Origin of the sequence: Brevibacterium pityocampae, assembly GCF_039541555.1 — a bacterium.
GTDB lineage: Bacteria > Actinomycetota > Actinomycetes > Actinomycetales > Brevibacteriaceae > Brevibacterium > Brevibacterium pityocampae.
This window is the reverse complement of record NZ_BAABGL010000011.1, coordinates 1-21,036: the sequence shown is the minus strand read 5'-3', so window position 1 is coordinate 21,036 and position 21,036 is coordinate 1. Positions and strand designations below refer to the sequence as shown.

The 21,036-nt window shown below is 70.3% G+C and carries 19 protein-coding genes; 9 read left to right on the top strand and 10 right to left on the bottom strand.

Annotated features, from left to right (window positions below; all coding sequences use genetic code 11):
• Together ABD883_RS08745 and ABD883_RS08740 are read right to left on the bottom strand one after the other, a co-directional pair.
• Positions 1 to 1,554, bottom strand: a complete 1,554-nt coding sequence (locus tag ABD883_RS08745) for an outer membrane protein assembly factor BamB family protein (RefSeq protein WP_345031452.1) — start codon at positions 1,552 to 1,554, stop codon at positions 1 to 3.
• A gap of 267 nt (positions 1,555 to 1,821) precedes the next feature.
• The gene (locus ABD883_RS08740) at positions 1,822 to 3,105 is read right to left on the bottom strand and encodes an acyl-CoA dehydrogenase family protein (RefSeq protein ID WP_345031450.1); all 1,284 of its coding nucleotides are present in this window, start codon (positions 3,103 to 3,105) and stop codon (positions 1,822 to 1,824) included.
• Positions 3,106 to 3,302: 197 nt separating this feature from the next.
• On the opposite strand from ABD883_RS08740, the gene ABD883_RS08735 reads away from it, so the two are divergent.
• Together ABD883_RS08735 and ABD883_RS08730 are read left to right on the top strand one after the other, a co-directional pair.
• The gene (locus ABD883_RS08735) at positions 3,303 to 3,752 is read left to right on the top strand and encodes a hypothetical protein (RefSeq protein ID WP_345031448.1); all 450 of its coding nucleotides are present in this window, start codon (positions 3,303 to 3,305) and stop codon (positions 3,750 to 3,752) included.
• On the top strand, positions 3,749 to 4,723 hold the full coding sequence (locus ABD883_RS08730) for a hypothetical protein (RefSeq protein ID WP_345031446.1): 975 nt from the start codon (positions 3,749 to 3,751) through the stop codon (positions 4,721 to 4,723). Before ABD883_RS08735 ends, ABD883_RS08730 begins: the two co-directional genes overlap by 4 nt.
• Before the next feature lie 255 nt (positions 4,724 to 4,978).
• Here ABD883_RS08730 and ABD883_RS08725 read toward each other — a convergent pair whose 3' ends face one another.
• Complete coding sequence (locus ABD883_RS08725; protein WP_345031444.1) at positions 4,979 to 7,057, bottom strand: 3-hydroxyacyl-CoA dehydrogenase NAD-binding domain-containing protein; 2,079 nt, start codon at positions 7,055 to 7,057, stop codon at positions 4,979 to 4,981.
• Positions 7,058 to 7,275: 218 nt separating this feature from the next.
• A complete protein-coding gene (locus ABD883_RS08720; protein WP_137318436.1) occupies positions 7,276 to 8,526 on the bottom strand; it encodes a glutaminase in 1,251 nt (416 codons plus the stop codon).
• Between the two features lie 355 nt (positions 8,527 to 8,881).
• On the opposite strand from ABD883_RS08720, the gene ABD883_RS08715 reads away from it, so the two are divergent.
• Positions 8,882 to 9,664 carry an SDR family oxidoreductase gene (locus ABD883_RS08715; RefSeq protein WP_345031442.1) on the top strand — a complete coding sequence of 261 codons (783 nt, stop codon included), beginning with the start codon at positions 8,882 to 8,884 and terminating at the stop codon, positions 9,662 to 9,664.
• Between the two features lies 1 nt (position 9,665).
• The gene (locus ABD883_RS08710) at positions 9,666 to 10,736 is read left to right on the top strand and encodes a DoxX family protein (RefSeq protein WP_345031440.1); all 1,071 of its coding nucleotides are present in this window, start codon (positions 9,666 to 9,668) and stop codon (positions 10,734 to 10,736) included.
• Positions 10,737 to 10,798: 62 nt separating this feature from the next.
• Here ABD883_RS08710 and ABD883_RS08705 read toward each other — a convergent pair whose 3' ends face one another.
• The 5 genes from ABD883_RS08705 to ABD883_RS08685 form a co-directional block, all read right to left on the bottom strand.
• A complete protein-coding gene (locus ABD883_RS08705; protein WP_101652830.1) occupies positions 10,799 to 11,056 on the bottom strand; it encodes a Txe/YoeB family addiction module toxin in 258 nt (85 codons plus the stop codon).
• 3 nt (positions 11,057 to 11,059) lie between these two features.
• The gene (locus tag ABD883_RS08700) at positions 11,060 to 11,317 is read right to left on the bottom strand and encodes a type II toxin-antitoxin system Phd/YefM family antitoxin (protein WP_137318439.1); all 258 of its coding nucleotides are present in this window, start codon (positions 11,315 to 11,317) and stop codon (positions 11,060 to 11,062) included.
• Positions 11,318 to 11,374: 57 nt separating this feature from the next.
• Complete coding sequence (locus tag ABD883_RS08695) at positions 11,375 to 12,586, bottom strand: glycosyltransferase (RefSeq protein ID WP_345031437.1); 1,212 nt, start codon at positions 12,584 to 12,586, stop codon at positions 11,375 to 11,377.
• Between the two features lie 30 nt (positions 12,587 to 12,616).
• Positions 12,617 to 13,846: a glycosyltransferase family protein gene (locus ABD883_RS08690; RefSeq protein WP_345031435.1), complete on the bottom strand. Its 1,230-nt coding sequence runs from the start codon at positions 13,844 to 13,846 to the stop codon at positions 12,617 to 12,619.
• 86 nt (positions 13,847 to 13,932) lie between these two features.
• Positions 13,933 to 14,871 carry a WcbI family polysaccharide biosynthesis putative acetyltransferase gene (locus ABD883_RS08685; RefSeq protein ID WP_345031433.1) on the bottom strand — a complete coding sequence of 313 codons (939 nt, stop codon included), beginning with the start codon at positions 14,869 to 14,871 and terminating at the stop codon, positions 13,933 to 13,935.
• Between the two features lie 135 nt (positions 14,872 to 15,006).
• Here ABD883_RS08685 and ABD883_RS08680 point away from each other — a divergent pair, with 135 nt between their 5' ends.
• Genes ABD883_RS08680 through ABD883_RS08665 form a run of 4 tightly spaced genes read left to right on the top strand, consistent with a single transcriptional unit; the run spans position 15,007 to position 19,164 of the window.
• Positions 15,007 to 16,227 carry a hypothetical protein gene (locus ABD883_RS08680; protein ID WP_345031431.1) on the top strand — a complete coding sequence of 407 codons (1,221 nt, stop codon included), beginning with the start codon at positions 15,007 to 15,009 and terminating at the stop codon, positions 16,225 to 16,227.
• On the top strand, positions 16,224 to 17,384 hold the full coding sequence (locus ABD883_RS08675) for a glycosyltransferase (RefSeq protein WP_345031429.1): 1,161 nt from the start codon (positions 16,224 to 16,226) through the stop codon (positions 17,382 to 17,384). The genes ABD883_RS08680 and ABD883_RS08675 overlap by 4 nt, the downstream gene beginning before the upstream one ends.
• Positions 17,381 to 18,340 (top strand): glycosyltransferase, encoded by a 960-nt coding sequence (locus ABD883_RS08670; RefSeq protein WP_345031427.1) that lies wholly within the window; start codon positions 17,381 to 17,383, stop codon positions 18,338 to 18,340. The genes ABD883_RS08675 and ABD883_RS08670 overlap by 4 nt, the downstream gene beginning before the upstream one ends.
• A complete protein-coding gene (locus ABD883_RS08665; RefSeq protein WP_345031425.1) occupies positions 18,337 to 19,164 on the top strand; it encodes a glycosyltransferase family 2 protein in 828 nt (275 codons plus the stop codon). The genes ABD883_RS08670 and ABD883_RS08665 overlap by 4 nt, the downstream gene beginning before the upstream one ends.
• 37 nt (positions 19,165 to 19,201) lie before the next feature.
• Here ABD883_RS08665 and ABD883_RS08660 read toward each other — a convergent pair whose 3' ends face one another.
• Positions 19,202 to 19,711, bottom strand: a complete 510-nt coding sequence (locus tag ABD883_RS08660; RefSeq protein ID WP_345031423.1) for an SRPBCC family protein — start codon at positions 19,709 to 19,711, stop codon at positions 19,202 to 19,204.
• Between the two features lie 136 nt (positions 19,712 to 19,847).
• Between ABD883_RS08660 and ABD883_RS08655 the strand changes: the two genes are divergently transcribed.
• Positions 19,848 to 20,312: a hypothetical protein gene (locus ABD883_RS08655; protein ID WP_345031421.1), complete on the top strand. Its 465-nt coding sequence runs from the start codon at positions 19,848 to 19,850 to the stop codon at positions 20,310 to 20,312.
• The last annotated feature ends 724 nt before the right edge of the window (positions 20,313 to 21,036 follow it).

The window sequence follows — 21,036 nt, the reverse complement described above, 5'->3', positions numbered from 1 at the left end:
TCAGCCTCCGGTGACGGTCCAGAGCCGCGAGGTCCGGTCCTCGGTGACGAGAAGGAAGCGGGTGGTCGAGCTCAGGGAGGCGAAGTCGGCGACGTCGAAGGAGTCGTGCGCCTCGCCCGTGGCCGCATCGTAGAAGGTCAGCTCTCCGTCGTCGACGACCGGCACGAAGTCGAGGTCCGGCAGGTAGCCCTGCCCGCCCCACGGGTCGGATCCGCCCTGCGCCTCGGAGGCCCACACGACCTCGCCGCTCGCGGCATCGAACGCGGTGACGGAGCTGTCGACGGTCGGGACGACGACGAGCGGACCCTCGGGCCCGTCGACCGCGGCGTACTGGGATCCCCCGATGTCGGATTCGGGCGTCGCGTACTCGAGGACGCTCTCCGGTGCCTGCTCCTCCGATTGCCAGGCGATCGCCGCGAGGTCGGAGCCCCAGTACGCCACGGTCGAGGAGAACAGCTGCACCATGATGCATGCCCCCTCACCGGTCGGGGTGAAGACCGGCTGTGCCGTGCACACCGGATCGAAGGTGTCCTCGAGATCGAGGGCCGCGTACGCCTCGGCGTGCTCCTCCGGATCGAGTGGAGTGAGCGCACCGGCGTCGCTCATCGGGAGACCCTCCGGCACTGTCAGGAACGCCTGTCTCTGCACGAGCCCGCTGTACGGATCATCCGGATCCTGCGCGCCGTACACGTAGACCGCGGTGCTCGGGTCTCCCGTGGGCACCACCGAGAACCATTCGACGCCGGTGTCGTCGGCCGTGCGGAGCTCGGTGAGGTCGAGCGTCGTGTGCTCCCCGGTCGCGAGGTCGACGCGGGTGAGCATCGAGCTGCCGTCGTCAGCCCATGGAAGCAGCCCGTACGAGCGGTCCGGGGAGATGCTCAAGGTGGACCCGCCGAACGGCAGGCCGCCCGCACCGACGGTGAGGGCCGGCCACGCCTCCTCGCCGGTCGCGGGGTCGAGTGCGATGACGAGCGGATCGCCGTCGGCGCCGGTCGTGCAGCTGTCTTTCTTCATCGCCATGAAGTACTCGAGGAGGATGACGTCGCCTTCCTCCAGCACCGTGCCGGTCGCGGTGGTCGACGGGCCGAAGCCCCAGTCCTCATGGCACCCTGCTCCGGCCTCGGCGGGCGCGAATCGCCACGCCTCCGCACCGTCGGTCCACTGGCGGGCGACGAGCTCACCGGACAGGTCGTCGATGATGACGATGTCGCCGGAGGAGTAGGCGACGGGCGCGGACATCATCTCGTCGTCGAGCTGCACCCGCTCGGCCCACAGCTCGGTGCCCTGATTGTCGATCGCGCGGAGCTGCCCGTTCGACCAGTCGACGAGCAGCGCACGATCGCGCCCATCGTCGGTGAGGACGTGACCGCTGTAGTCGGGATCGATCGGCTCGGACAGCGCGGGCGGCTCCGGCGATGGGGAGGCCGATTCCTCGGGGGCCGGGGCCGTCCCGCTCTCCGCTCCTCCGGAGCATCCGGCGACCAGCACGAGCACGAGAAACGCCCCGGCGGCGGCGGCGAGCCTCGGTCCGACACGGGGGATCTGCACGGTCATGGCGGGCCTTCCGGTGGTCCGATTCTCGGTCTGCTCCCTCGATTATGCCCGAACCGACGGCCGGGTGACCTGCGCGCAGACTCGCTCGGCCCGCCATCGATCGGTCGATCTACACATCTATAGCGTCATCACAATAGATGCCCAGAGAGCCGAACCCCCCGCCCCATCGACTGTGCATCCGGCCGCGCACACGACGAGCGCGCGGGCAACGGGCGTTCGCCGTGGCTGCCCGCACGCTCTCGAAGTCGACTGCAGAGGTGCTGGAGATCAGTGCTGCGTCAGCTCGTGGCGGCCGACCACCATGTGGTGCACCTCGTCCGGGCCGTCGGCGAAGCGCAGGTGCCGCACGTCCGCGTACAGCTCGGGCAGCGGCGTGAACTGCGACATGCCGTAGGCGCCGTGGATCTGGATCGCCTGGTCGATGATCTGGCAGGCCTTCTCCGGGACGTGCGCCTTGGCCATCGAGACCCAGACGCGGGCTTCCTTGTTGCCCAGCACGTCCATGGCCTTCGCCGCCTTGAGCACCAGCAGGCGCATCGATTCGATGTCGATGCGCGCACGGGAGATCTTCTCGATGTTCCCGCCGAGCTTGGACAGCGGCTGGCCGAATGCGGTCCGCGAGTTGCCGCGCTTGACCATGTAGTCCAGCGCGACCTCGGCCTTGCCGATGGTGCGCATGCAGTGGTGGATGCGGCCGGGGCCCAGGCGGAGCTGGGAGATCTCGAAGCCGCGGCCCTCGCCGAGGAGCATGTTGGACTCCGGGACGCGCACGTCGGTGAACCGGATGTGCATGTGTCCGCGGGGGGCGTGGTCCTCTCCGAAGACGTGCATCGGGCCGACGATCTCGACCCCCGGGGTGTCCATCGGCACGAGGATCTGCGAGTGGTTCTGACCGCGCGGGCCGTCGTCGTTGGTCCTGACCATGACGATCATGATCTTGCACCGTGGGTCTCCGGCACCGGAGATGTAGTGCTTCTCGCCGTTGATCACCCACTCGCCGTTCTCCAGCACCGCCCGGGTCGCGACGTTCTTGGCGTCCGAGGTGGCGACGTCCGGCTCCGTCATGGCGTAGGCCGACCGGATCTCGCCGTCGAGCAGTGGCTGCAACCACTGCTCCTTCTGCTCCGGCGTGCCGACCCGCTCGAGGACCTCCATGTTGCCGGTGTCCGGTGCGGAGCAATTCATCGTCTCCGAGGCCAGCGGGCTCTTGCCGAGCTCGATCGCGATGTAGGCGTAGTCGAGGTTCGACAGGCCGTCACCGGTCTCCGCGTCGGGCAGGAAGAAGTTCCACAAGCCCTCCTCCTTCGCCTTGTCCTTGGCCTTCTGCAGCACCTCGAGCTGTCCGGGAGCGAAGCTCCAGCGGTCGGCGTGGCCCTCGCCGAGCGTGACGAACTCCTCGTACATCGGGTCGACGGTGTCCTTGATGAACCGCTTGACGTGGTTGAGCAGGGGCAGCGCCTCCTCGGACATGCGCAGGTCATTCAGCGCGTCCTGGGGATCGGTGGTGCCGACCTCGACGTGGTCCTTCGTGCCTTCTTCTGCGAACTGCATCTCTCGCCCTCCTTGGCGTCATGGGTTCCAGGCGGCGGGTGGAGAGGCGGCGAGCGCACAGCCCGGCGCCACGTCGACCCATCCGACTCTGGATGGTCGCTCCTGTCAGCTTCTCATACGACGAGCATCGATCGCGGCTTCTATGCGTTTATATAGTGCTATGACAATAGGTTCGTATCGGTGCGAATCTTCCGGGCATGAAGATCAAGTTCAACCACATGTCCCGGTGGGCCGCCGCGCCCGCCTCGCTCCTCGCACTCACCGTCGTCGCCGGCTGCGGCGCTCCCGGCCAGGCCGGCGGTCCGGCCGGTGATGAGAGCTCCGCGGGCGCCTCGGCGGAGCCCTCCTCCCGGGAGACGACCGAGGCCGCAGGCGCCGCGCCTCGCCTCGCCGTGACCTATGACGGCGGGGTCATGGTGCTCGACGGCGAGTCCCTCGAGGTCCTCGACACCTTCCCCGCCGAGGGCTTCACCCGCCTCAACCCGGCCGGCGACAACCGGCACCTGTTCCTCACCGAGGCGACTCCTTCCGGCTCCTCGACCTCGGCACATGGTCCGAGCCGCACGGCGACCACGCCCACGCCTACACCACCGACCCGCTCCTCACCGAGCAGCGCATCACCGGCAGCCACCCGGGCCACCTCGTGAACCACGACGGGCGGAGCCTCGCGTTCTTCGACGGCACGGGGGAGATGCACCTGTTCGACCCCGCGAACCTCTCCGCCGACTCCCTGATCGACACCACGGTCACCACCACGGACGAGGCGCACCACGGTGTCGCCGTGCCCCGCGCCGACGACTCCACCGTCGTCACGATCGGGAACGAGGAGTCCCGTTCGGGTGTGAAGATCGTCGACGAGGCGGGCGAGACGGTCGCGGAGAGCACCGGCTGCCCGGGCGTCCACGGGGAGGCGGTCGCAGAGGGCGGGGTCATCACCGTCGGGTGCGAGGACGGCCTCCTCATCATCGACGGCGAGAAGATCCGCAAAGTCGATTCCCCCGACGACTACGGCCGGATCGGCAACCAGTTCGGCAGCGAGCGCTCCCCCGTGGTGCTCGGCGACTACAAGGTCGACGAGGACGCCGAGCTCGAGCGACCCACCCGCGTCACCCTCACCGACACCGGATCCGGCGAGCTGCGCCTCGTCGATCTCCCCGCCTCGTACTCCTTCCGCTCGCTGGCCCGCGGACCGGAGGGCGAGGCGCTCGTCCTCGGCACCGACGGCACGCTCCGGGTCATCGACCCCGCATCCGCCGAGGTGACCCGGGAGATCGAGGTGACCGAGCCGTGGGAGGAGCCGGTCGAGTGGCAGGAGCCGCGCCCCACCGTCCACGTCGCCGGTGACGAGGTGCTCGTCACCGAACCCGGCACGCAGACGCTCCATGTCGTCGACATCGGCGCCGGCGAGGTGACGCGGAGCAGTGAGCTGCCCGAGGTGCCCAATGAGGTGGGCAGCGCCTCCGGGAAGGCCCCCGCTGCCGACCACGCTCATGACCACGGCGATCACGAGGGGCACGATCATGGCGAGGAGGGGCACGGACACGAAGGTCATGACCACGGCCACGAGCACAGCGAGGACGACCATGACCACGGTGACCACGAGGGGCACGACCACTGACGACCGCTTCGGTCCATGACAGAGCGCGCGACGTCCCGGCTCCGGCTCGACTGCACTGCCCGGAACCGAGCTCAGGACAATATCGACGAATCTAGCCTCCACCCGATAGTCCGGTAGCGAGGGATAGCCGAGGGCCCGGGGAAGGAGATCCTTCCCCGGGCCCTCGCACATCACCGGCACCTCACCGCGGAACCGGCCGGTGCTCACGACGGAGCCGGCCGGCTCCTCGGCATGCGGCTCACCGCGCGGAGGTCCTCACAGCTCGGAGATGCGTCCGCCCTCGGCGACGACCTTCTCGAGCAGCGGCGAGGGGGTGAAGTCGGAACCGTACTTCTCCTCGTAGAAGCGCAGCCGCTCGAGCACGTGCTCGGCACCGAGCTGGTCGGCGTAGAACATCGGGCCGCCCCGGTAGACCGGCCAGCCGTAGCCGTTGACGTAGATGACGTCGATGTCGGAGGCGCGCACCGCCTTGCCCTCCTCGAGGATGTGCAGGCCCTCGTTGATCATCGGCAGGGTGCAGCGCTCGAAGATCTCCTCCTCGGAGATCTCGCGCGGCGCCACACCCTCCTTGGCCCGGAAGTCCTCGATGATCTTCGCCGCCACCGGGGACGGTGTGGCCTTCCGGTTCTCGTCGTAGTCGTAGTACCCGGCACCGGTCTTCTGCCCGCGCCGGTCCATCTCGCAGAGCACCTCGCGGACGGTGCGCCCGGCGGATTCTTCCTTGCGCCAGCCGATATCCAGGCCGGCGAGGTCGCTCATCTGGTAGGGCCCCATCGGCAGTCCGAAGTTCGTGACCGCGGTGTCGATGTCCCAGGGCATCGCGCCCTCCATGAGCAGGCGCTCGGACTCGCGGCGGCGCGCGTAGAGGATCCGGTTGCCGACGAACCCGGGGCACACGCCGACGAGTGCCGGGATCTTGCCGATCTTCTTCGCCAGCGCCATCACCGTGGCGATGACCTCCTTCGAGGTGTGGTCGGCGCGGACGACCTCGAGGAGCTTCATGACGTTGGCCGGGGAGAAGAAGTGCATGCCGATGACGGCCTCGGGGCGCTCGGTCACCGCGGCGATCTCGTCGATGTCGAGGCCGGAGGTGTTCGTCGCCAGGATCGCGCCGGGCTTGCAGATCTCGTCGAGCTCGGTGAAGATGCTCTTCTTCACGTCCATGAGCTCGAACACCGCCTCGATGACGAGGTCGACGGAGGCGAGGTCGTCCTTGGTGAGCGACCCGGTGATGAGTCCCATCCGCTCCTCGACCTGGGCTGAGGTGATGCGGCCCTTCGAGGCGGTGCGCTCGTAGTTCTTGCGGATCACACCGAGCCCGCGCTCGAGCGCCTCGGGCTGCTGCTCGACGATGGTCACCGGGATGCCGGCGTTGGCGAAGTTCATCGCGATGCCGCCGCCCATCGTGCCCGCACCGATGATGCCGACGGACTCGACGGGGATGCGCGGGGTGTCGCGCGGGACGTCGGGCACCTTGGCCGCGGCGCGCTCGGCGAAGAAGTAGTAGCGCTGGGCGGCGGACTCCGGGCTGCTGACGAGTTCGGCGAACAGCCTCTTCTCGACCTCGCGGCCTTCGTCGTAGGGGAGGTTCACCGCCGCCTCGACGCACTGCACGATCGCCTCGGGCGCCTTGAAGCCGCGGAACTTCCGGGCGTGCTTCTTCCGGAAGTCGGCGAACAGCTCCGGCTTGTCGCGGTCGGCGGCGACCTTGTCGTCGCGGTCGCGCACGCGGCGCAGCTCGCCGCCCTCGGCCACCACCCGGCGGGCGAACGCGATCGCGTCCTCGCGCAGGGACTCGTCCGGGACGACCTCGTCGACGACCCCGTACTCCGCGGCCTCGGCCACGGGCACGTGACGCCCGGTGATCATCCAGTCGAGAGCCACCTCGGCGCCGGTGAGGCGCGGCAGGCGCTGGGTGCCGCCGGCTCCGGGCAGCAGGCCGAGGTGCACCTCGGGCAGGCCGACCTTCGCGGACTGCGCGGCGACCCGGTAGTGGGCGCAGAGCGCGGTCTCGAGGCCGCCGCCGAGTGCGGTGCCGTGGATCGCGGCGACGATCGGCTTGGGCGAGTTGTCCATGATCTCGCGCTCGTCGGGACCGGTCTGCTCGGTCTTGTCGCCGCCGAACTCGGAGATGTCGGCGCCGGCGATGAATGTCCGGCCGGCGCAGATGAGGACGATCGCCTGCACGGCGTCGTCGTCGATGGCCGCGGTGAATCCCTGCTGCAGTCCGGCGCGCACGGCGGCGGACAGGGCGTTGACCGGGGGCGAATCCAGGGTGAGGACGGCGATCCCGTCCTCGATGCTCAGCGTGACGACTTCATTGATCTGTTTCACGGGGTTCCTCCTCGTCGAGTGCATTCGTCCCCATCGTATGCAGTGATGCGGGTCACGCGGAAAGCCGGGCACATCGTGGGACGCGGGCGCTCCCGAGGTGCCCGCCGGGTCGACGGGGCTTGCCCGGAAGGGGCCGGTGACCGAGCCGGCCGGGCACCGCGCGAGCCGGCCGATCCCGAGGCGCCCACCGGGTCACCCAGCCGGGTCACGCGGCCGGGTCAGGCCACCGGGTCGGGGGTCTCCGGCCGGGTCCCGTCGCCGAGGTCGGGGCCCGGCAACCGGCCCTCCGGATCGCGGAGCATCACCCGGTGCCCGTCGCCGCGCAGCCGGCGCATCCCCTCGAGGATCATGCGTCGGCCCACATCGTGCACCCGCCCCACCCGTGCCAGGTCGACGACGACGGTGCCGGAGGGCACGGCGCAGTCGACCGCCGCGCGGAGGAAGGCCTCCCCGCCGTTGAAATCGAGGGGTCCCTGGAGGGCGATGGTCGTCGCGGCATCGGTGACCTCGACCTCGCGCACGGCGGTGTCGCCCGTCGGCTCCGCGCCCATGAGGTGCATCCCCATGTCCTCGGACAGGCGCTGGAAGATCTTCACCCCGCGCACGCTGTTGCCCTGCGGGTCGAGCGGCGGGGAGAAGGTCGCCAGGCCCAGCCGGCCGGGCAGGGTGCCGAGCAGGCCGCCGGCGACACCGGATTTGGCAGGGATCCCGACGGTCGTCATCCAGCGGCCCGCGGCGTTGTACATCCCCGCCGAGGCCATCACCGCCTGCACCTGCCGGCACACCGCCTGTGAGAACACCCGCTGTCCGGTGATCGGCTGGATGCCGCCGTTGGCCAGGGTCGCGGCCATGACGGCCAGATCACGGACGGTGACGAGCACCGCGCACTGGCGGATGTAGCTCGTCACCGCGTGCTCGGCGGTGTCGGTCACCACGCCGGTGTCGCGGAGCATGTAGGCCATCGCCATGCTGTAATCGGAGTGGGCGAGCTCGGACTCCGCGACCCGCTCGTCGATGCTCAGCTGCCGCCCGGCGAGCGCGGAGAACCGGTCGAGGAGCAGGCCCACCCGCGAGTCGACGCTCGCGGACCGTCCACCGATGAGCTGGGTGACGGCGATCGCGCCGACGTTGATCATCGGGTTGTCCGGCCGGCCGGTCTCCTCGTCGAGCGAGATGTCGTTGAACGCCTCGCCCGAGGGCTCCATCCCCACCCGGGCGTCGACGACCTCGGGCCCGCGCTCCTCGAGGGCGACGGCGTAGGCGAAGGGCTTGGAGATCGACTGGATCGAGAACGCGTGCTCGTCATCGCCCACGCTGTAGAGGTCGCCGGACGCCGTGCAGAGTGCTGCGCCGAGCAGCTCCCGGTCGACCTCGGAGAGCACGGGGATGTAGTCGGCGACCTCCCCGCCGGTCGCGGAGCGGGCATCGGTGATGATCTCGGTGAGGTAGTCGGAGATCGGGCTCTTCATCGTCTCGCCTTCCGTCGCGGTCGCCGTCCTCGCCGGTGAGCGGCGAGGACCGGCACGTGCGGTTCTCATTATAGGGGACGGGGCGGCTCGGCCCGGCTCCGCGGCGGGTTGACCCCGGGCCGATGGCGAGGTGGGCGCGGGCCGATGGCGGGTTGACCCGGGGCCGGCCGCGAGGTGGGCGCGGCCCGGGCACCTTCTCACCGGAGTATCCGCGCATCTAGCGACATCACGATATTCACCTATCGGGTCGTAGCGGGCCGGAGGGTTACGGTGGATCCGACAGCCCGGCGACCCCGGGCCGGCCCTCGGTCGGCCCGCCCGGATCCGCCGCTTCCCACGCTCACCAGGAGGACCCATGTCCCGCAACATCGTCGTCACCGGAGCCGCCTCGGGCATCGGCAAGGCCACCGCCGAACTCCTCGCCTCCCGCGGTGACACCGTCATCACCGTCGACCTCCGGGATGCGGACATCACCGCCGATCTCACCGACGACGCCGCGATCGCGCAGGTCGTCGAGCAGATCACCGAGCGCACCGGCGGCACCCTCGACGGGCTCGTCGCCAACGCCGGGGTGTCGGCGAACAACGAGCTCTCGCTGCTCGTCAACTACTTCGGCACCGTTGCGCTCATCGAGGGCCTGCGCCCGCTGCTCGCGAAGTCCGAGGCCCCGCGGATCTCCGTGACGAGCTCGGCGGCGACCCTGCAGGGCAACGACCCCGAGCTCGTCGACCTCCTGCTCGCCGGCGACCGTGATGCGGCGGTGGAGCGCGGGAAGGCGCTCGCCGCGCAGAGCCAGGCGGGCTATGCGAACTACTCGAGCTCGAAGCGCGCGATCTCCCGCTGGGTGCGCCGCGTCGCCCCGACGGCGGACTACGCCGGCGCCGGGATCGGGATCAACGCCGTGGGCCCCGGCCAGGTCCGCACCGCGATGACCGCGGAGCTGCTCTCCACCGAGGAGGGTCGGAAGATGGTCGAGGCCGCGATGCCCAGCCCCTACGGCGGTCCGGCCGAGGCCGTGGACATCGCCGAGGTGCACGCGTTCCTCGTCTCCCCCGGCAACGCCCGCATGACCGGCCAGGTCGTGTTCGTCGACAGCGGCTTCGACGCGGTGAGCCGCGGCGACGACATCTGGAGCTGAGATGAGCACGGACGGCCCCGCGTCCGAACCACCGACCGCCGAGCTGCGCGACCCGATCGAGAAGCTCGACGCGCAGCGCCGGACCCGCCGGCAGAACATCCTCGTCACCCTCGCGTGGATGCTCCACTGGGTGCTGCGCATGGGGCTCGCCGCGATGCTCCTGGTCTACGGCTGGTCGAAGGTCGTGCTCATGCAGATGGGGCTCCCCGACCACGGGGACGCGCTGACCCAGTTCGGCGAGATGAGCCCGATGGGCCTGCTGTGGCGGTTCATGGCGTACTCGCCGGTGGTCCAGTGCCTGGCCGGGGTCGCCGAGGTGCTCGCCGCCGCCCTCCTCCTGTTCCGGCGGACCGTGTGGCTGGGGGCGCTGCTCGCGGTCGCGGACATGGCCGTCGTGTTCCTCCTCAACATGGCCTACGACGTCCCGGTCAAGCAGCTCGCCGGGGTCTTGGGCGTGGTCGGGATCATCATCCTGCTGCCGTTCCTGCCCCGGCTGCTGCGCTTCGTCGCTGGGCGCGCGACCGGGCCGGCGCTGCTCCCCACGCCCATCCCGTGGCCGCGCCTCGCCCGTTTCACCCGCTGGCTCGGCGCGATCGTCGCCGTCGTCGCGGTCGCTGGGTCCGGTGCGGTGCTCGTGTGGTCGGCGCAGGGGATCTCCCGGGTCGACGGCCCGCTGCCCGGGGTGTATCGGGTGGTCGAGGACGCACGGGAACCGGCCGCGCAGCTCGCCGAGGACGACCGCTGGCAGCAGGTGGCGTTCGGCCAGTGGGACTACCACGACGGCCGCGGCCGGGTGGGCATCCGCTATGCGAACGGCGACTTCCAGGGCGGGACGTATCGCCTCGACGGCGACACAGTGACGCTCTCGCTCGACCGGATCCGCGAGGGCAGCCAGCCACTGGGCCGCAACGACTACGTCGCGGGTTTCGACCTCACGTGGGAGGAGCGGCCCGACGGCCGGATCGCGCTCACCGGCGACCGGGTGGACATCGTCATCGAATCCGACACCGAGGCGCGCTACCTGTTCGACCGCGACTTCAGCTGGGCACCGCGCCCGCCGATCAATCGGTAGGGTTCGGCCGGGCGCGTTGCGGTTGATAGCGGCGGCAGCCAGGTCGATTGCGTTCGTCGCGCTTATCCGTAGTGATATCGACAGGCTGCGATGCGGATCTCATCGCGAGCGAGTTTGTAGACGAGTCGATGCTCATCGGTGATGCGCCGGGACCAGTATCCTGCGAAATCGTGTTTGAGGGGTTCCGGTTTACCGATCCCCTCGTTGCCGTTGCGCTCGATCTCCTTGATCAGGCGATTGATGCGTTTGAGTACCTTTCGGTCCTGTGCCTGCCACCACAGGTAGTCCTCCCATGCACCTTCATCCCACACCAGAAGCATGCTTCAGTCGGTCTCGATGAGTTCGTGCGCCTGCCCGCGATCGGCTTCAAGTCGTTCCATTGCATCCAGCAGTCGACGGGCGTTGGCCGGCGATCGCATGAGATAGGCGGTTTCGCGAAGCGATTCGTAATCCGCCAAGGAAACAATGACGACCGGCTCATGGCCGGCGCGCGTGATGACGACCGCCTCCCGATCATTGGTGACATCGTCGAGCACTTTCGCATAATTGGCCCGTGAATCTGTGTAGCTCATCGTCTTCATCGCAACCCCCTGTACAGATAATTGTACGTCTGATCGAGTTCACCGACAACAGTCACGTCACTCCGCGAACCGAGTACCCGCCTCCCGGAACTCGTCCTCGAGGCGGAGCGGAGTAGTGAGCACCGGCCATTCCCGGTCGAGCCTCGTCACCTGATGCTCGCCTCGGGCGAGTGCTCGCCGAGGAGTGATGCGGAGCAGCGCTTCTCCCTCGGTACCGAGCACCTCGGCGCACCCGCCGAGGTCCGACACCTCCTCGCACACCGTCTGGAGTCCGTCGGCGGGGATCCGGCATGCGCGGAGCAGCTCGACATCGAACCGGGGCCGGACCCTGCCGCTCCCGGCCGAGTTCAGGTCATCCGCCTGACGCACCCGCGGGTCCGCGGCGAACACCGCGGGCACCGCGTCGAGCTCGACGTGGACATCACCCGCGGCCAGCAGCCCTGCCACCACGGGCACGACGACACCGGGGTCGGTCTCCCCCGCCCAGCGCACCCGGATGTCGGGCACCGCGTTGACGACCCCGGGCGGGCGCATGATCGGGTGAGTGATCCGGGAGGCGAGTGCCATGCTCTCCCGGTTCTTCTCCGCGATGGCCGCCGCTCGGTCCTCGCCGCGGCCACCCCAGTCCGCGCCGAGGTGCACCGCCTGCGCCGCCGGTTCGTGCCTCAGGTCGATCCCGGCCAGCCACGCCTGCCAGCCGAATTCCCAGTCCTCGCCGCCGTAGCCCACGAGCGAGCCGTCGAAGCCGCCCACCTGCTCGAACACCGCGCGGGTGCACGACAGCACGGCGGAGATGACGAACCGGAACCCGGTGTCGTCGACCGCCCGCAGGTCATCGGTGTACCCCCACGCGTCCCGCAGCCACGCGGGCTCCCCGAGGTCGCGCACCGCACCGTCCTCCCCGGTGACGAGGTGCCGGCGGCTGCCGACGACGAGCACCCTGGGTTCGGCCCGGAGCCGTGCGACGACGGCGTCGAGGTAGCCGGGTTCGGGGATGGTGTCGCCGTCGAGGAAGGCGAGCACCACTCCCGAGGCCTCGGCCGCCCCGAGGTTCCGCGCCGCCGCCGCTCGGAATCCGCGGTCTTCCTGACGGACCACGCGGACGTGGGCGGGCACCTCGGGCGGGGTCTGAGATCCGTCGTCGGCGACGATGACCTCGATCTCCCCGGAATAGGTCTGGGCGGCGATGCCGTCGAGCACCTGGGCGAGCCCACTCGGGTTCTCGTAGTAGGGGATGACCACCGAGACCAGGGGCTGGTCCTTGCTCACAGCGGAGCCTCGCTCACAGCAGATCCTCGTTCATGTCAGCTCGCTCCATAGCCGCGTGTACGCGGCGGCGAGTTCGGGCCACCCCCAGGCCGGCGGTGGCTCGGCGCACCAAGCGCTTGCGGGATCGGCGAGCATGGACTCGATCGCCGTGGCAAGGTCCGGAACATCCCCACCCGAGGCGCCCCCCGGGGCGTCATGGACAACCGCAGCACCCTGCCCGGGGCCACGCTCTCCCGCGAGCACCACGCGCTCCGACCAGCGCTCGGCGACCTCGCGCATGTAGGGGCCGTCGGCGACGACGACCCGCCGGTTGTGGGCGATCCACGTGTTGAGCGAACCCGAGGCGGACACGTGCCGGTGTGGGCACACGGGCACCGTGACCGCATCGAGCTCTGCCGCGAGGGCGCTGTCCGGGACATATCCGGTGACCTCGAAGTCGACCCCGCGCTCAGCAGCGAGCGCGCTCAGCTGCGCGGCGTAGTCGTCGTGCCCGGTGGCGACCGCGCCGAGTGCCCGCACGAGGACGCCCGCGGGCGCCGCCTCGATGACGCGCTCGTACCCCTTACCCGGGTAGACGAAGCCGAGGAGCCCGACCATCGGAACCGCCGCGTCTCCCGCCGAATCTCCCGCCCCATCGACCTGCCTGGTGCCGTCCTCGCGGCCTGCCGTGGCCGGCGGCTGCGGGCGCGGATCCTCGATCGGCAGGGGGATGACGGAGGCGTCGCTGTCGAAGAACGCGGCCTCGTGCGCGGAGTTCACCACGACCGCATCGGCCTGCTCGGCGAGCGCGGCGTACCCGCGTGCCCGGCGGGCGTACCGCTCCTCGCCCTCGGCGGGCTGGGGCACGTCGTGGACTGAGACCGTGAGCCGCGGCCGGTCCCCCGCCTCACCGATCCGCCCCTCGGTCTCGCCGGCCCGGCGGCTCTCCTCACCCGTCCCGCTCACAGCCTGCGCGGCCTCACCTGCCGGGGCGCCGCCGTCGGCCGGATCGTAGAGCAGCCCTGCGACAGGGCCCGGACGCCGCGCCTCGGCGACGAGTCTGGCGACGGCTCGCGCCGCGGCCTCGGGGTCGGACCCGAACAGGTGGTCGGTGAAGGTCACGTGGATGATGTCCGCCTCGACCGACGAAGGCGGCGTCAGGTCCTCCCGGTCGCCGAGGTGCACGAGCCGGTGGGTGAAACCGCCGGGCGAGGATGTGCAGGCGTCGACGAGCGCGAGCCCGTACCGCGTGACCCCGTGGTGGGGCGGGCCGACGATCACATGGCACACGATGGGCCGCGCGGAGACTGCCGCGCCCCCGGTGGATCCGCTCGCGCCTCTACCCGGGCCCTCGCCCGAACCCGTGCTCACAGCCGGAACCCGAGGAGCTCGAGCCGGTCGCGGTGGCGGACGAGCGCGTTGTCCACGAGGCCGGGCCGGGAGGCGTAGAACTCGAGGTGGGCGCGGGCCACCTCGGCCTCGGTGAGCGTGGTCGGCGGGGTGCCGGACAGCCGCCACTCACCGGCGGAGGCATCCGGGCGCAGGACCGCGTCGAGCACCCGCGCGTGCTCCGGGTCGACCGGCGCCTCGACCGCGCCGAGCAGCTCACGGCCCGGATCCCCCACCGGGGAATCGATCCCCAGCCGCTCGCACACCCGGGCGGCGAGCGCGGTGAGGGTGGCGTTGTCGGGGTGGTTGATCGTGTGCCAGTGCGGGTGGGCGGCGAGCACGTCCGACATCCGGATGGTGTCGTGGTGGTCCTCGCGGTGGCGCAGCTGGTCGAGCGACTCCTCCTCGGAGTCGCGCAGCGCCTGCTCGGTGAGGGCATGGTCGACGGGCACCTCGAGCCCCTGTGCGGCGGCGACGATGGTGCGGAGGTCGTGGTAGGGCACGAGGGGCGGGTCGAGCGAGGGGTCGACCGGGTCGCGGGCGATGACCTGGTACGGGTGCAGGCCGGCATAGCGCAGGGCGGGCACCCGCACGCTCACCGCGGAGCGAGCGAGCTGCGCCTCGAGCTGTCGGGTGCCGGCGGGCAGACCGCGGTAGTCGTCGCGGATGGGCTGGACGACGAGCACGTCGAGGCGCGGCAGGAGTTCCGTGACGTGTCGGATATCGTCCGCGGTCCACTCGAAGGCCGGGGGAACGCGTATGGTGTCAATAGCAAGGGTGCTTGTCAGGAGCACGCGGATCGACTCCGCCTGGCAGTTGCCCACCACGATGCCGAACGGTCGATCATCGCTCCTGGTCAGAGCGGCGTTGAGGCTGTAGAAGTCGGCGTAGTGGCGGGTGCGTCCGGAAATGCTCACGCCTGCATCCTATCCGCGCCGCTTCGTCGTCCCGAGTTCGCCGGGCGGCCGAGGTGCGACAATCGACCTTGAAACGAGGGAGTGGGCGCATCATCGAGCGACCTTGAACCACCGATTCACCGGAAGGAGAGGACCATGCGCACGTCACCCGCTGCACCCGCCCTGCAGGCCGGCGCGGCTCGCGTCACCGTCGCGGCGATCCCCGCCGATCACCCGTACGTCGCCGCGGTCCTCCCCGCCTCCCGCTGGTCCGACGTCGCGGCCTTCGCCCCGGAACCTCCTCCCGGCACCCGCGCCGGGGCCTGGTTCCCGCACCCCGCGCTCGAACCCGGGTGGTTGCGGGCGCATGCGGAGGCGGTCGACCTCGTCCACATCCACTTCGGCTTCGAGCACTGCTCGCCGGAGCGGATCCGCGAGTTCGTCGACGAGTGCGCGGCCACCGCGACCCGGCTCGTCGTCACCGTCCACGACCTCGACAATCCGCACCTCACCGAGCAGGCCGACCACCACGCGCGGCTCACCGACCTCATCCGCGCCGCGGAATCGGTCATCACGCTCACTCCTGCTGCCGCCGCCCGCATCGCCGCCCGGCTGGGTGTCGCCGCCGAGGTGATCCCCCACCCGTTCATCGTCGACCCGGGCACCGCCCGCCGGGTCGTCGCGGCCGCCGCAGCGCGCCGGACCGGGAACCGGGTGGGCCTGTTCCTCAAGAGCATGCGCCACAACACCGCCACGGATCCGGAGTACCACCGCGCGCTGGCCGGCGGCCTCGCGGCGGGCGGGGCCGAGCTCCACGTCCACGTCCACGAGGACGCCGCGCAGCACCCGCTCGTCACCGCGCTCGCGACGACGTGGGGCGAAGGCCTGCACGTCCACCCACGCATGGACGACGCCGCGCTCTTCGCCGCGGTCGCGGAGTACGACGCCGTCGTCCTGCCCTACATCCGCGGCTCCCACTCCGGCTGGCTCGAGATGTGCCGCGACCTCGCCGTCACCGTCGTCGCCCCCGACTGCGGCTACTACGCGGACCAGGCCGACCGGCCGGGCGGGGTCGTGTCCTATGCCACCGGGGCGGGCGCCTCGGCGGCGGCGGCGGCTCTCACCACGCTCGCCGGCGGCCTGCTGCCCTACGGCGGGGACCGCGAGCGCGAGTACGTGGAGATCGTCCGCGCGCACCACCGGATCTACACCGGCCGTCCCGCCGCCGAGGTGCCCGCCGGCGCAGCACCCTCGGAACCTGCCGACAGCGCAGCGACGCCCGCGCCCGTGCCGACCGCCGGCCCGGGATCCCCGGCGCCCGGCACTGCAGCGACCGCGGCAGCGCGCGTGCCCGCTCCCCGGACGGCGACGCCGTGAGGGTCGCGGTCGTGGGGCCGTCGCGCCTGCCGATCGCCCCGCCGTTCGGGGGTGGTCTCGAGGTGTTCGTCGACCGGCTCGTCGTAGGCCTGGCGGCCGCCGGGGTCGAGGTCGATCTGTTCGCCGCACGCGGCTCGAACGGGCACAGCACTGCCCTCGAGTTCCCCGGCGTCGATTGGACCGGGTTCGAGCAGCACGCGCGCGACGACGAGTACCCGCCGGGCGCCCGGGAGTCCGAGGCGCATGCGTTCGCCCAGCTGAGAGCTCACCTGGAGACCGCGGACTACGACGTCATCCACAACAACAGCACGCACCCGGCGCTGCTCTTCGCCGACCCCGGCCGGCGCGCGCCGATGCTCACCACCCTCCACGTGCCCCCGCAGCGGTCCATCCAGTCCGCGATCGACCGGGTGGGCCCGGATGCCGGGGCGTTCAGCGCGGTGAGCGCGTTCACCGCCGGCCAGTGGCGGCTTCCCGCCCCGGCCCCGGTGATCCACAACGGCGTCGACACCGGCCGGTGGCCGCTCGGCCCCGGTGGGCGCGGCGCGGTCTGGTTCGGGCGGCTGACCCGGGAGAAGGGCCCGCACCACGCGATCGACACGTGCCGGCGCCTGGGCCTGCCGCTCACCCTCATCGGCCGCGCCGCCCAGCCGTCCTATGTCGAGGAGGAGATCCGGCCGCGCCTCGGCGACGACATCCGCTGGCTCGGCACCCTGTCGCCGGACGAGCTCGCCCGCGAGGTGGGCCAGGCGGACGTCGCGCTCGTCACCCCGGAGTGGGACGAGCCGTTCGGCCTGGTGACGATCGAGGCGCTGGCGTGCGGCACCCCGGTGGCGGCATTCGGCCGCGGCGGAGTGCCCGAGGTGCTCGCCGACACCCCCGACCACATCTCCCGCCCGTCCGACCCGGACGACCTCGCCCGCGCGGTGCGGGCAGCGCTCCGGCAGTCGCGTGCGGAGGCTCGGCAGATCGCCGTCGAGCGGTTCGACCTGCGGATCATGATCGAGCGCTACCTCGAGGTGTTTGCGCGCCTGGCCGACGGCGGGCCGGCGCTTTCCGGACCGCGCCCGGCCGTCGAGTACCCGCGGCTCGCGCACCGCTCCCGCATCGATCGCATCACCGCTCAGCAGCGCTCCGCGCGGAAGTCCGTCCGATGATCGGCTTCTACGCCCACCACCACGGCACCGGGCACCTGACACGGTGCCGGGAGATCGCCGCGGCGCTCGACGACGACACGACGATCCTGTCCTCGGCGCCGGGTGCGGATCTCGTGCTGCCGATGGACGCCCCGGCCCCCGGGGTGAGCGGCGCCGCGCTGAACGCCCATGGGACCTTCCACTGGGCGCCGGCGCATCACGCGGGGCTCGCCGAGCGGATGGCGATGATCGCCGGATGGGTGGCGGATAACCGGCCCCGGGGGTTCCACGTCGACGTCTCCGTCGAGGTCGCGGTGCTCGTGCGCGCCATGGGTGTGCCGGTGACGGTGCAGGCGATGCCCGGCATCCGTGACGACGCCCCGCACGCTGTGGGGTACCGGGCAGCCGATGCGATCATCGCCGCCTGGCCCGACTGGGTGGAGCTGCCCGAGCACCTGGAGCCGGTGACCGAGCGCGTGCACGCCGTGGGCGGCATCAGTCGGTTCGCCGGCCGGGTGCCCGCTCCCGCCGGGGATAGAGAGCGCACCGGCGTCGTCATCGTCCACGGCGGCGGCGGGATGGATCAGCCGGCCGCGTATTGGGATGCCGTGGCGGAATCGCTCCCGGTGCCGGTCACGGTGATCGGGCCGGGTGCGTGGGTCGACGACCCCTTCGCTCTGCTGTCCGCCGCCGAGGTGGTCGTCACCGCCGCCGGTCAGAACTCGATCGCGGACCTCGCCGTGCTCGGCGCGCGCGCCGTGGTCGTGCCCCAGGACCGGCCGTTCGGGGAGCAGGAGGCCACCGCCCGGGTGCTGTGCGAAGCCGGCCTGGCGGTGGTGCCGGAGTCGGTGCCCGCCGTCGAGGAGTGGGCCGGACTCATCGAGCGCGCGCGGGAGCTGGAGCCGCGCTGGGAGCAGTGGGGCAGTACGGGTGCGGCGCAGCGTGCGGCCCGGATCATCGAGGAGGTCGGACGATGAACGCGATCCATGTGGTGACCCTGGCCTCGGCCGGGCGGCGGGGGCACGTGCTGCGCCAGCTCGAGGCGGTGGGACGCTGGATGCCCGGCGCCGCGCACCATACGGTGCTCATCGGCGAAGAGCCGTTCACCGTGCCCGGCTCCCAAGTCATCGATCGCACCGGGCCGGGCCCGGTGAACCTGGCGCGCGCCCGGAACGTCGCCGGCGACGCCGCTGTTGCCGACGGGGCGGAGCTCGTCGTGTTCCTCGACGCGGACTGCATGCCCGGGGCGGAATTATGCTCGGGATACGCGCGGGCGGCGGAGCAGCTGCCGGAGGCCGTGCTCGCCGGGCCGGTGACCTACCTCGCGGCGGACGACCGGCCCTACGACCTCGACCGGCTGGCGAAGTGGACGCGCCCGCACGGCGCGCGGCCCAACCCGCCGGAGGATGAGCTGCAGCGGGCGACGGACGAGGAGTACGAGCTGTTCTGGTCGCTATCCTTCGCCGTCACCGCGAGGACGTGGCGGGCGCTGCGGCAGCGGTTCGGCGGGTTCTGCGAGGACTACGTCGACTACGGCGGCGAGGACACCGACTTCGGGATGAATCTACGGGCCTGCGACGTGCCGCTCGTGTGGGTCGGCGGGGCGCACGCCTACCACCAGTGGCACCCGGTCTCCACCCCGCCGATCGAGCACCTCGACGCGATCCTCGTCAACGCCCACACCTTCTACCGCCGCTGGGCGTTCTGGCCCATGCACGGCTGGCTGCGCACCTTCGAGGACATGGGGCTGGCGCACTTCGACGGGGTCGAATGGGTGAAGGGGCCCCGCCCGAAGGAGTGAGTGCCGACTTCGGTTGGCGGCCCGTCCGGGACCGCGATCAGCTCTCGCCGGGCTCCACGGCAGCGGCAAGGGCTGCGAGGGACTTGCCGAGGTACCGCTCGCTGACGGCGGGCATGCCGCCGATCTTCTCGATCGTCTCCTGCGGGGTCTCGGCCCAGTCGTAGGTGAGGCGCACGCGGGTCCCGTCCGTCGCCGGCTCGAGGTCGTAGCGCCAGAACCAGCCGCCGGCGGCGATCTCGCCGTCGGCCGTGCGCTGGCCGGGCGCCCATGCGATGGCGCGGTCGGGTTCGAGGACGGTGACGCGGTTGTGCATCTCGTAGCGGCCGCCCCGGTGGGTGTTGAACATCTCCATCCCGAACACCTGGCCCACCTCGGTGATCGGTGCGGGCTGCTCCTCCAAGCTGCCGCGCACCCAATCGCGGGGCTCGGTCAGGTGGTGGCGGGCGGGGTCGGCGAGGAGAGCGAAGACCTCCTGCGGGGTGGCGTGGATGGTGCGCTCAGCGTAGATGCTCGAGCTGCCGTGGTGACCGGCGATATCGGGTGTCATGACGGAGTCCTTCCATGGAGGGCGGCGCTGCCCGGGGAAACTCGCCGTTTCGAGAAGGCGGCGGAGTTCACCCGCCTCCTAGAGTCCAGTAGATTCTTCCTGCATTGAACACCCGCCGAGGCGGTACTCTGAAAACATGGCCACACCGATGCATTGGACGCTTGAGGAGATGATTCTGGCGGCAGACGTCGCTAACGATCTGAAGTGGACAGGGGTTCGGGCGAATACGCCAGGCATCCCGGAACTATCCGAGCTACTGCGATCCGCCGACTATTTTCCTCCTGGAGCCTGTGACGCAAGTTTCCGAAGCCCGAACAGCGTGGCCATGAAAATAAACAATCTCCGATCGTCGCACCCGTCGAAATCGGGAATCGGGTTGCGGGCATCTCGCGCCGAGCTCCCAGTTGTACAGAGCTTCGTGGACGATCCATTCACCATGGAGAATGTCGCAGCTCGAATTCGAGATTGCATCCTGCAGAGCCGACCGAGCAAGGGCCTAGCAATGGAACTCATGGCATTCGCGACGAACACCACTTGGAATGAGGCGATGAAACGCTTTCCCTCCAACGGAATCTCTTCCATTAGAAGCTGCTCCAACTGACACGCAGCAAGGTTTTCCGATCCGCCTCGATTGGACGAAAAGAGGAGTTGGATAACGGCGGCAGCACAGCATGACGAGCCTGCCCCACCTGGGCCCAAATCGGACCAACCACGACGGACGCCCTCATGCCTCTTCGCCTCATGGACTCCGTGTCGCAAGTGACAGTTCAGATGCGCGTGGATCTTTAGCGGAATGCTCCGAAGCGAAGTGGTTGTCCGTCGTGGGGTGGGAAAATCCTGCCGCCGTCGCCAACTGCAGCGGCGAATCCGGGAACTCACCAGGGCAGCACCGTTGTGGCTCCTGCGTGTCAACGGAGAGAATTCACCCAGCAGAAATGATACTGAGATTGAGAAGATGGTGTTACGAAGACGTGGAATCTCCCAGATTCCACCTCTTCCTGTGATCAGTCAGGCGCTTCGGTCTATCTGGAGTGGAACGCGGAGCCGAGTAAGTAGTTCTCCATTAGGGTCAAGCCAGGGTGACACTTGATCGCGCAGCAGTCGCTAACGTGCGACCTGGCAGATAGGTTGCTTCGACAGAAAATGAACTTCGGGAGCAGCCCTCCCAGAGGTTTGACACGGGCGTTTTGCGGCGGCGGCGCCAGAGGGACGCGCGTCGCCGCTGTGCCGTCGACTCCCTGCGAGGGTGTTTCATTAGTTGTGTAAGGGTCCGGTCTCGAACCGAGGTGTGACCTGGTGTCCCGCCTCTGAAAAGGACCGATGAC

Coding starts and splice junctions, on each gene's coding strand:
- ABD883_RS08745 (WP_345031452.1), bottom strand. CDS start 1,554: ATGACCGTGCAGATCCCCCGTGTCGGACCGAGGCTCGCCGCCGCCGCC.
- ABD883_RS08710 (WP_345031440.1), top strand. CDS start 9,666: ATGAGCACGGACGGCCCCGCGTCCGAACCACCGACCGCCGAGCTGCGC.
- ABD883_RS08700 (WP_137318439.1), bottom strand. CDS start 11,317: ATGAAGACGATGAGCTACACAGATTCACGGGCCAATTATGCGAAAGTG.
- ABD883_RS08720 (WP_137318436.1), bottom strand. CDS start 8,526: ATGAAGAGCCCGATCTCCGACTACCTCACCGAGATCATCACCGATGCC.
- ABD883_RS08705 (WP_101652830.1), bottom strand. CDS start 11,056: ATGCTTCTGGTGTGGGATGAAGGTGCATGGGAGGACTACCTGTGGTGG.
- ABD883_RS08735 (WP_345031448.1), top strand. CDS start 3,303: ATGAAGATCAAGTTCAACCACATGTCCCGGTGGGCCGCCGCGCCCGCC.
- ABD883_RS08665 (WP_345031425.1), top strand. CDS start 18,337: ATGAACGCGATCCATGTGGTGACCCTGGCCTCGGCCGGGCGGCGGGGG.
- ABD883_RS08670 (WP_345031427.1), top strand. CDS start 17,381: ATGATCGGCTTCTACGCCCACCACCACGGCACCGGGCACCTGACACGG.
- ABD883_RS08655 (WP_345031421.1), top strand. CDS start 19,848: ATGGCCACACCGATGCATTGGACGCTTGAGGAGATGATTCTGGCGGCA.
- ABD883_RS08740 (WP_345031450.1), bottom strand. CDS start 3,105: ATGCAGTTCGCAGAAGAAGGCACGAAGGACCACGTCGAGGTCGGCACC.
- ABD883_RS08680 (WP_345031431.1), top strand. CDS start 15,007: ATGCGCACGTCACCCGCTGCACCCGCCCTGCAGGCCGGCGCGGCTCGC.
- ABD883_RS08660 (WP_345031423.1), bottom strand. CDS start 19,711: ATGACACCCGATATCGCCGGTCACCACGGCAGCTCGAGCATCTACGCT.
- ABD883_RS08715 (WP_345031442.1), top strand. CDS start 8,882: ATGTCCCGCAACATCGTCGTCACCGGAGCCGCCTCGGGCATCGGCAAG.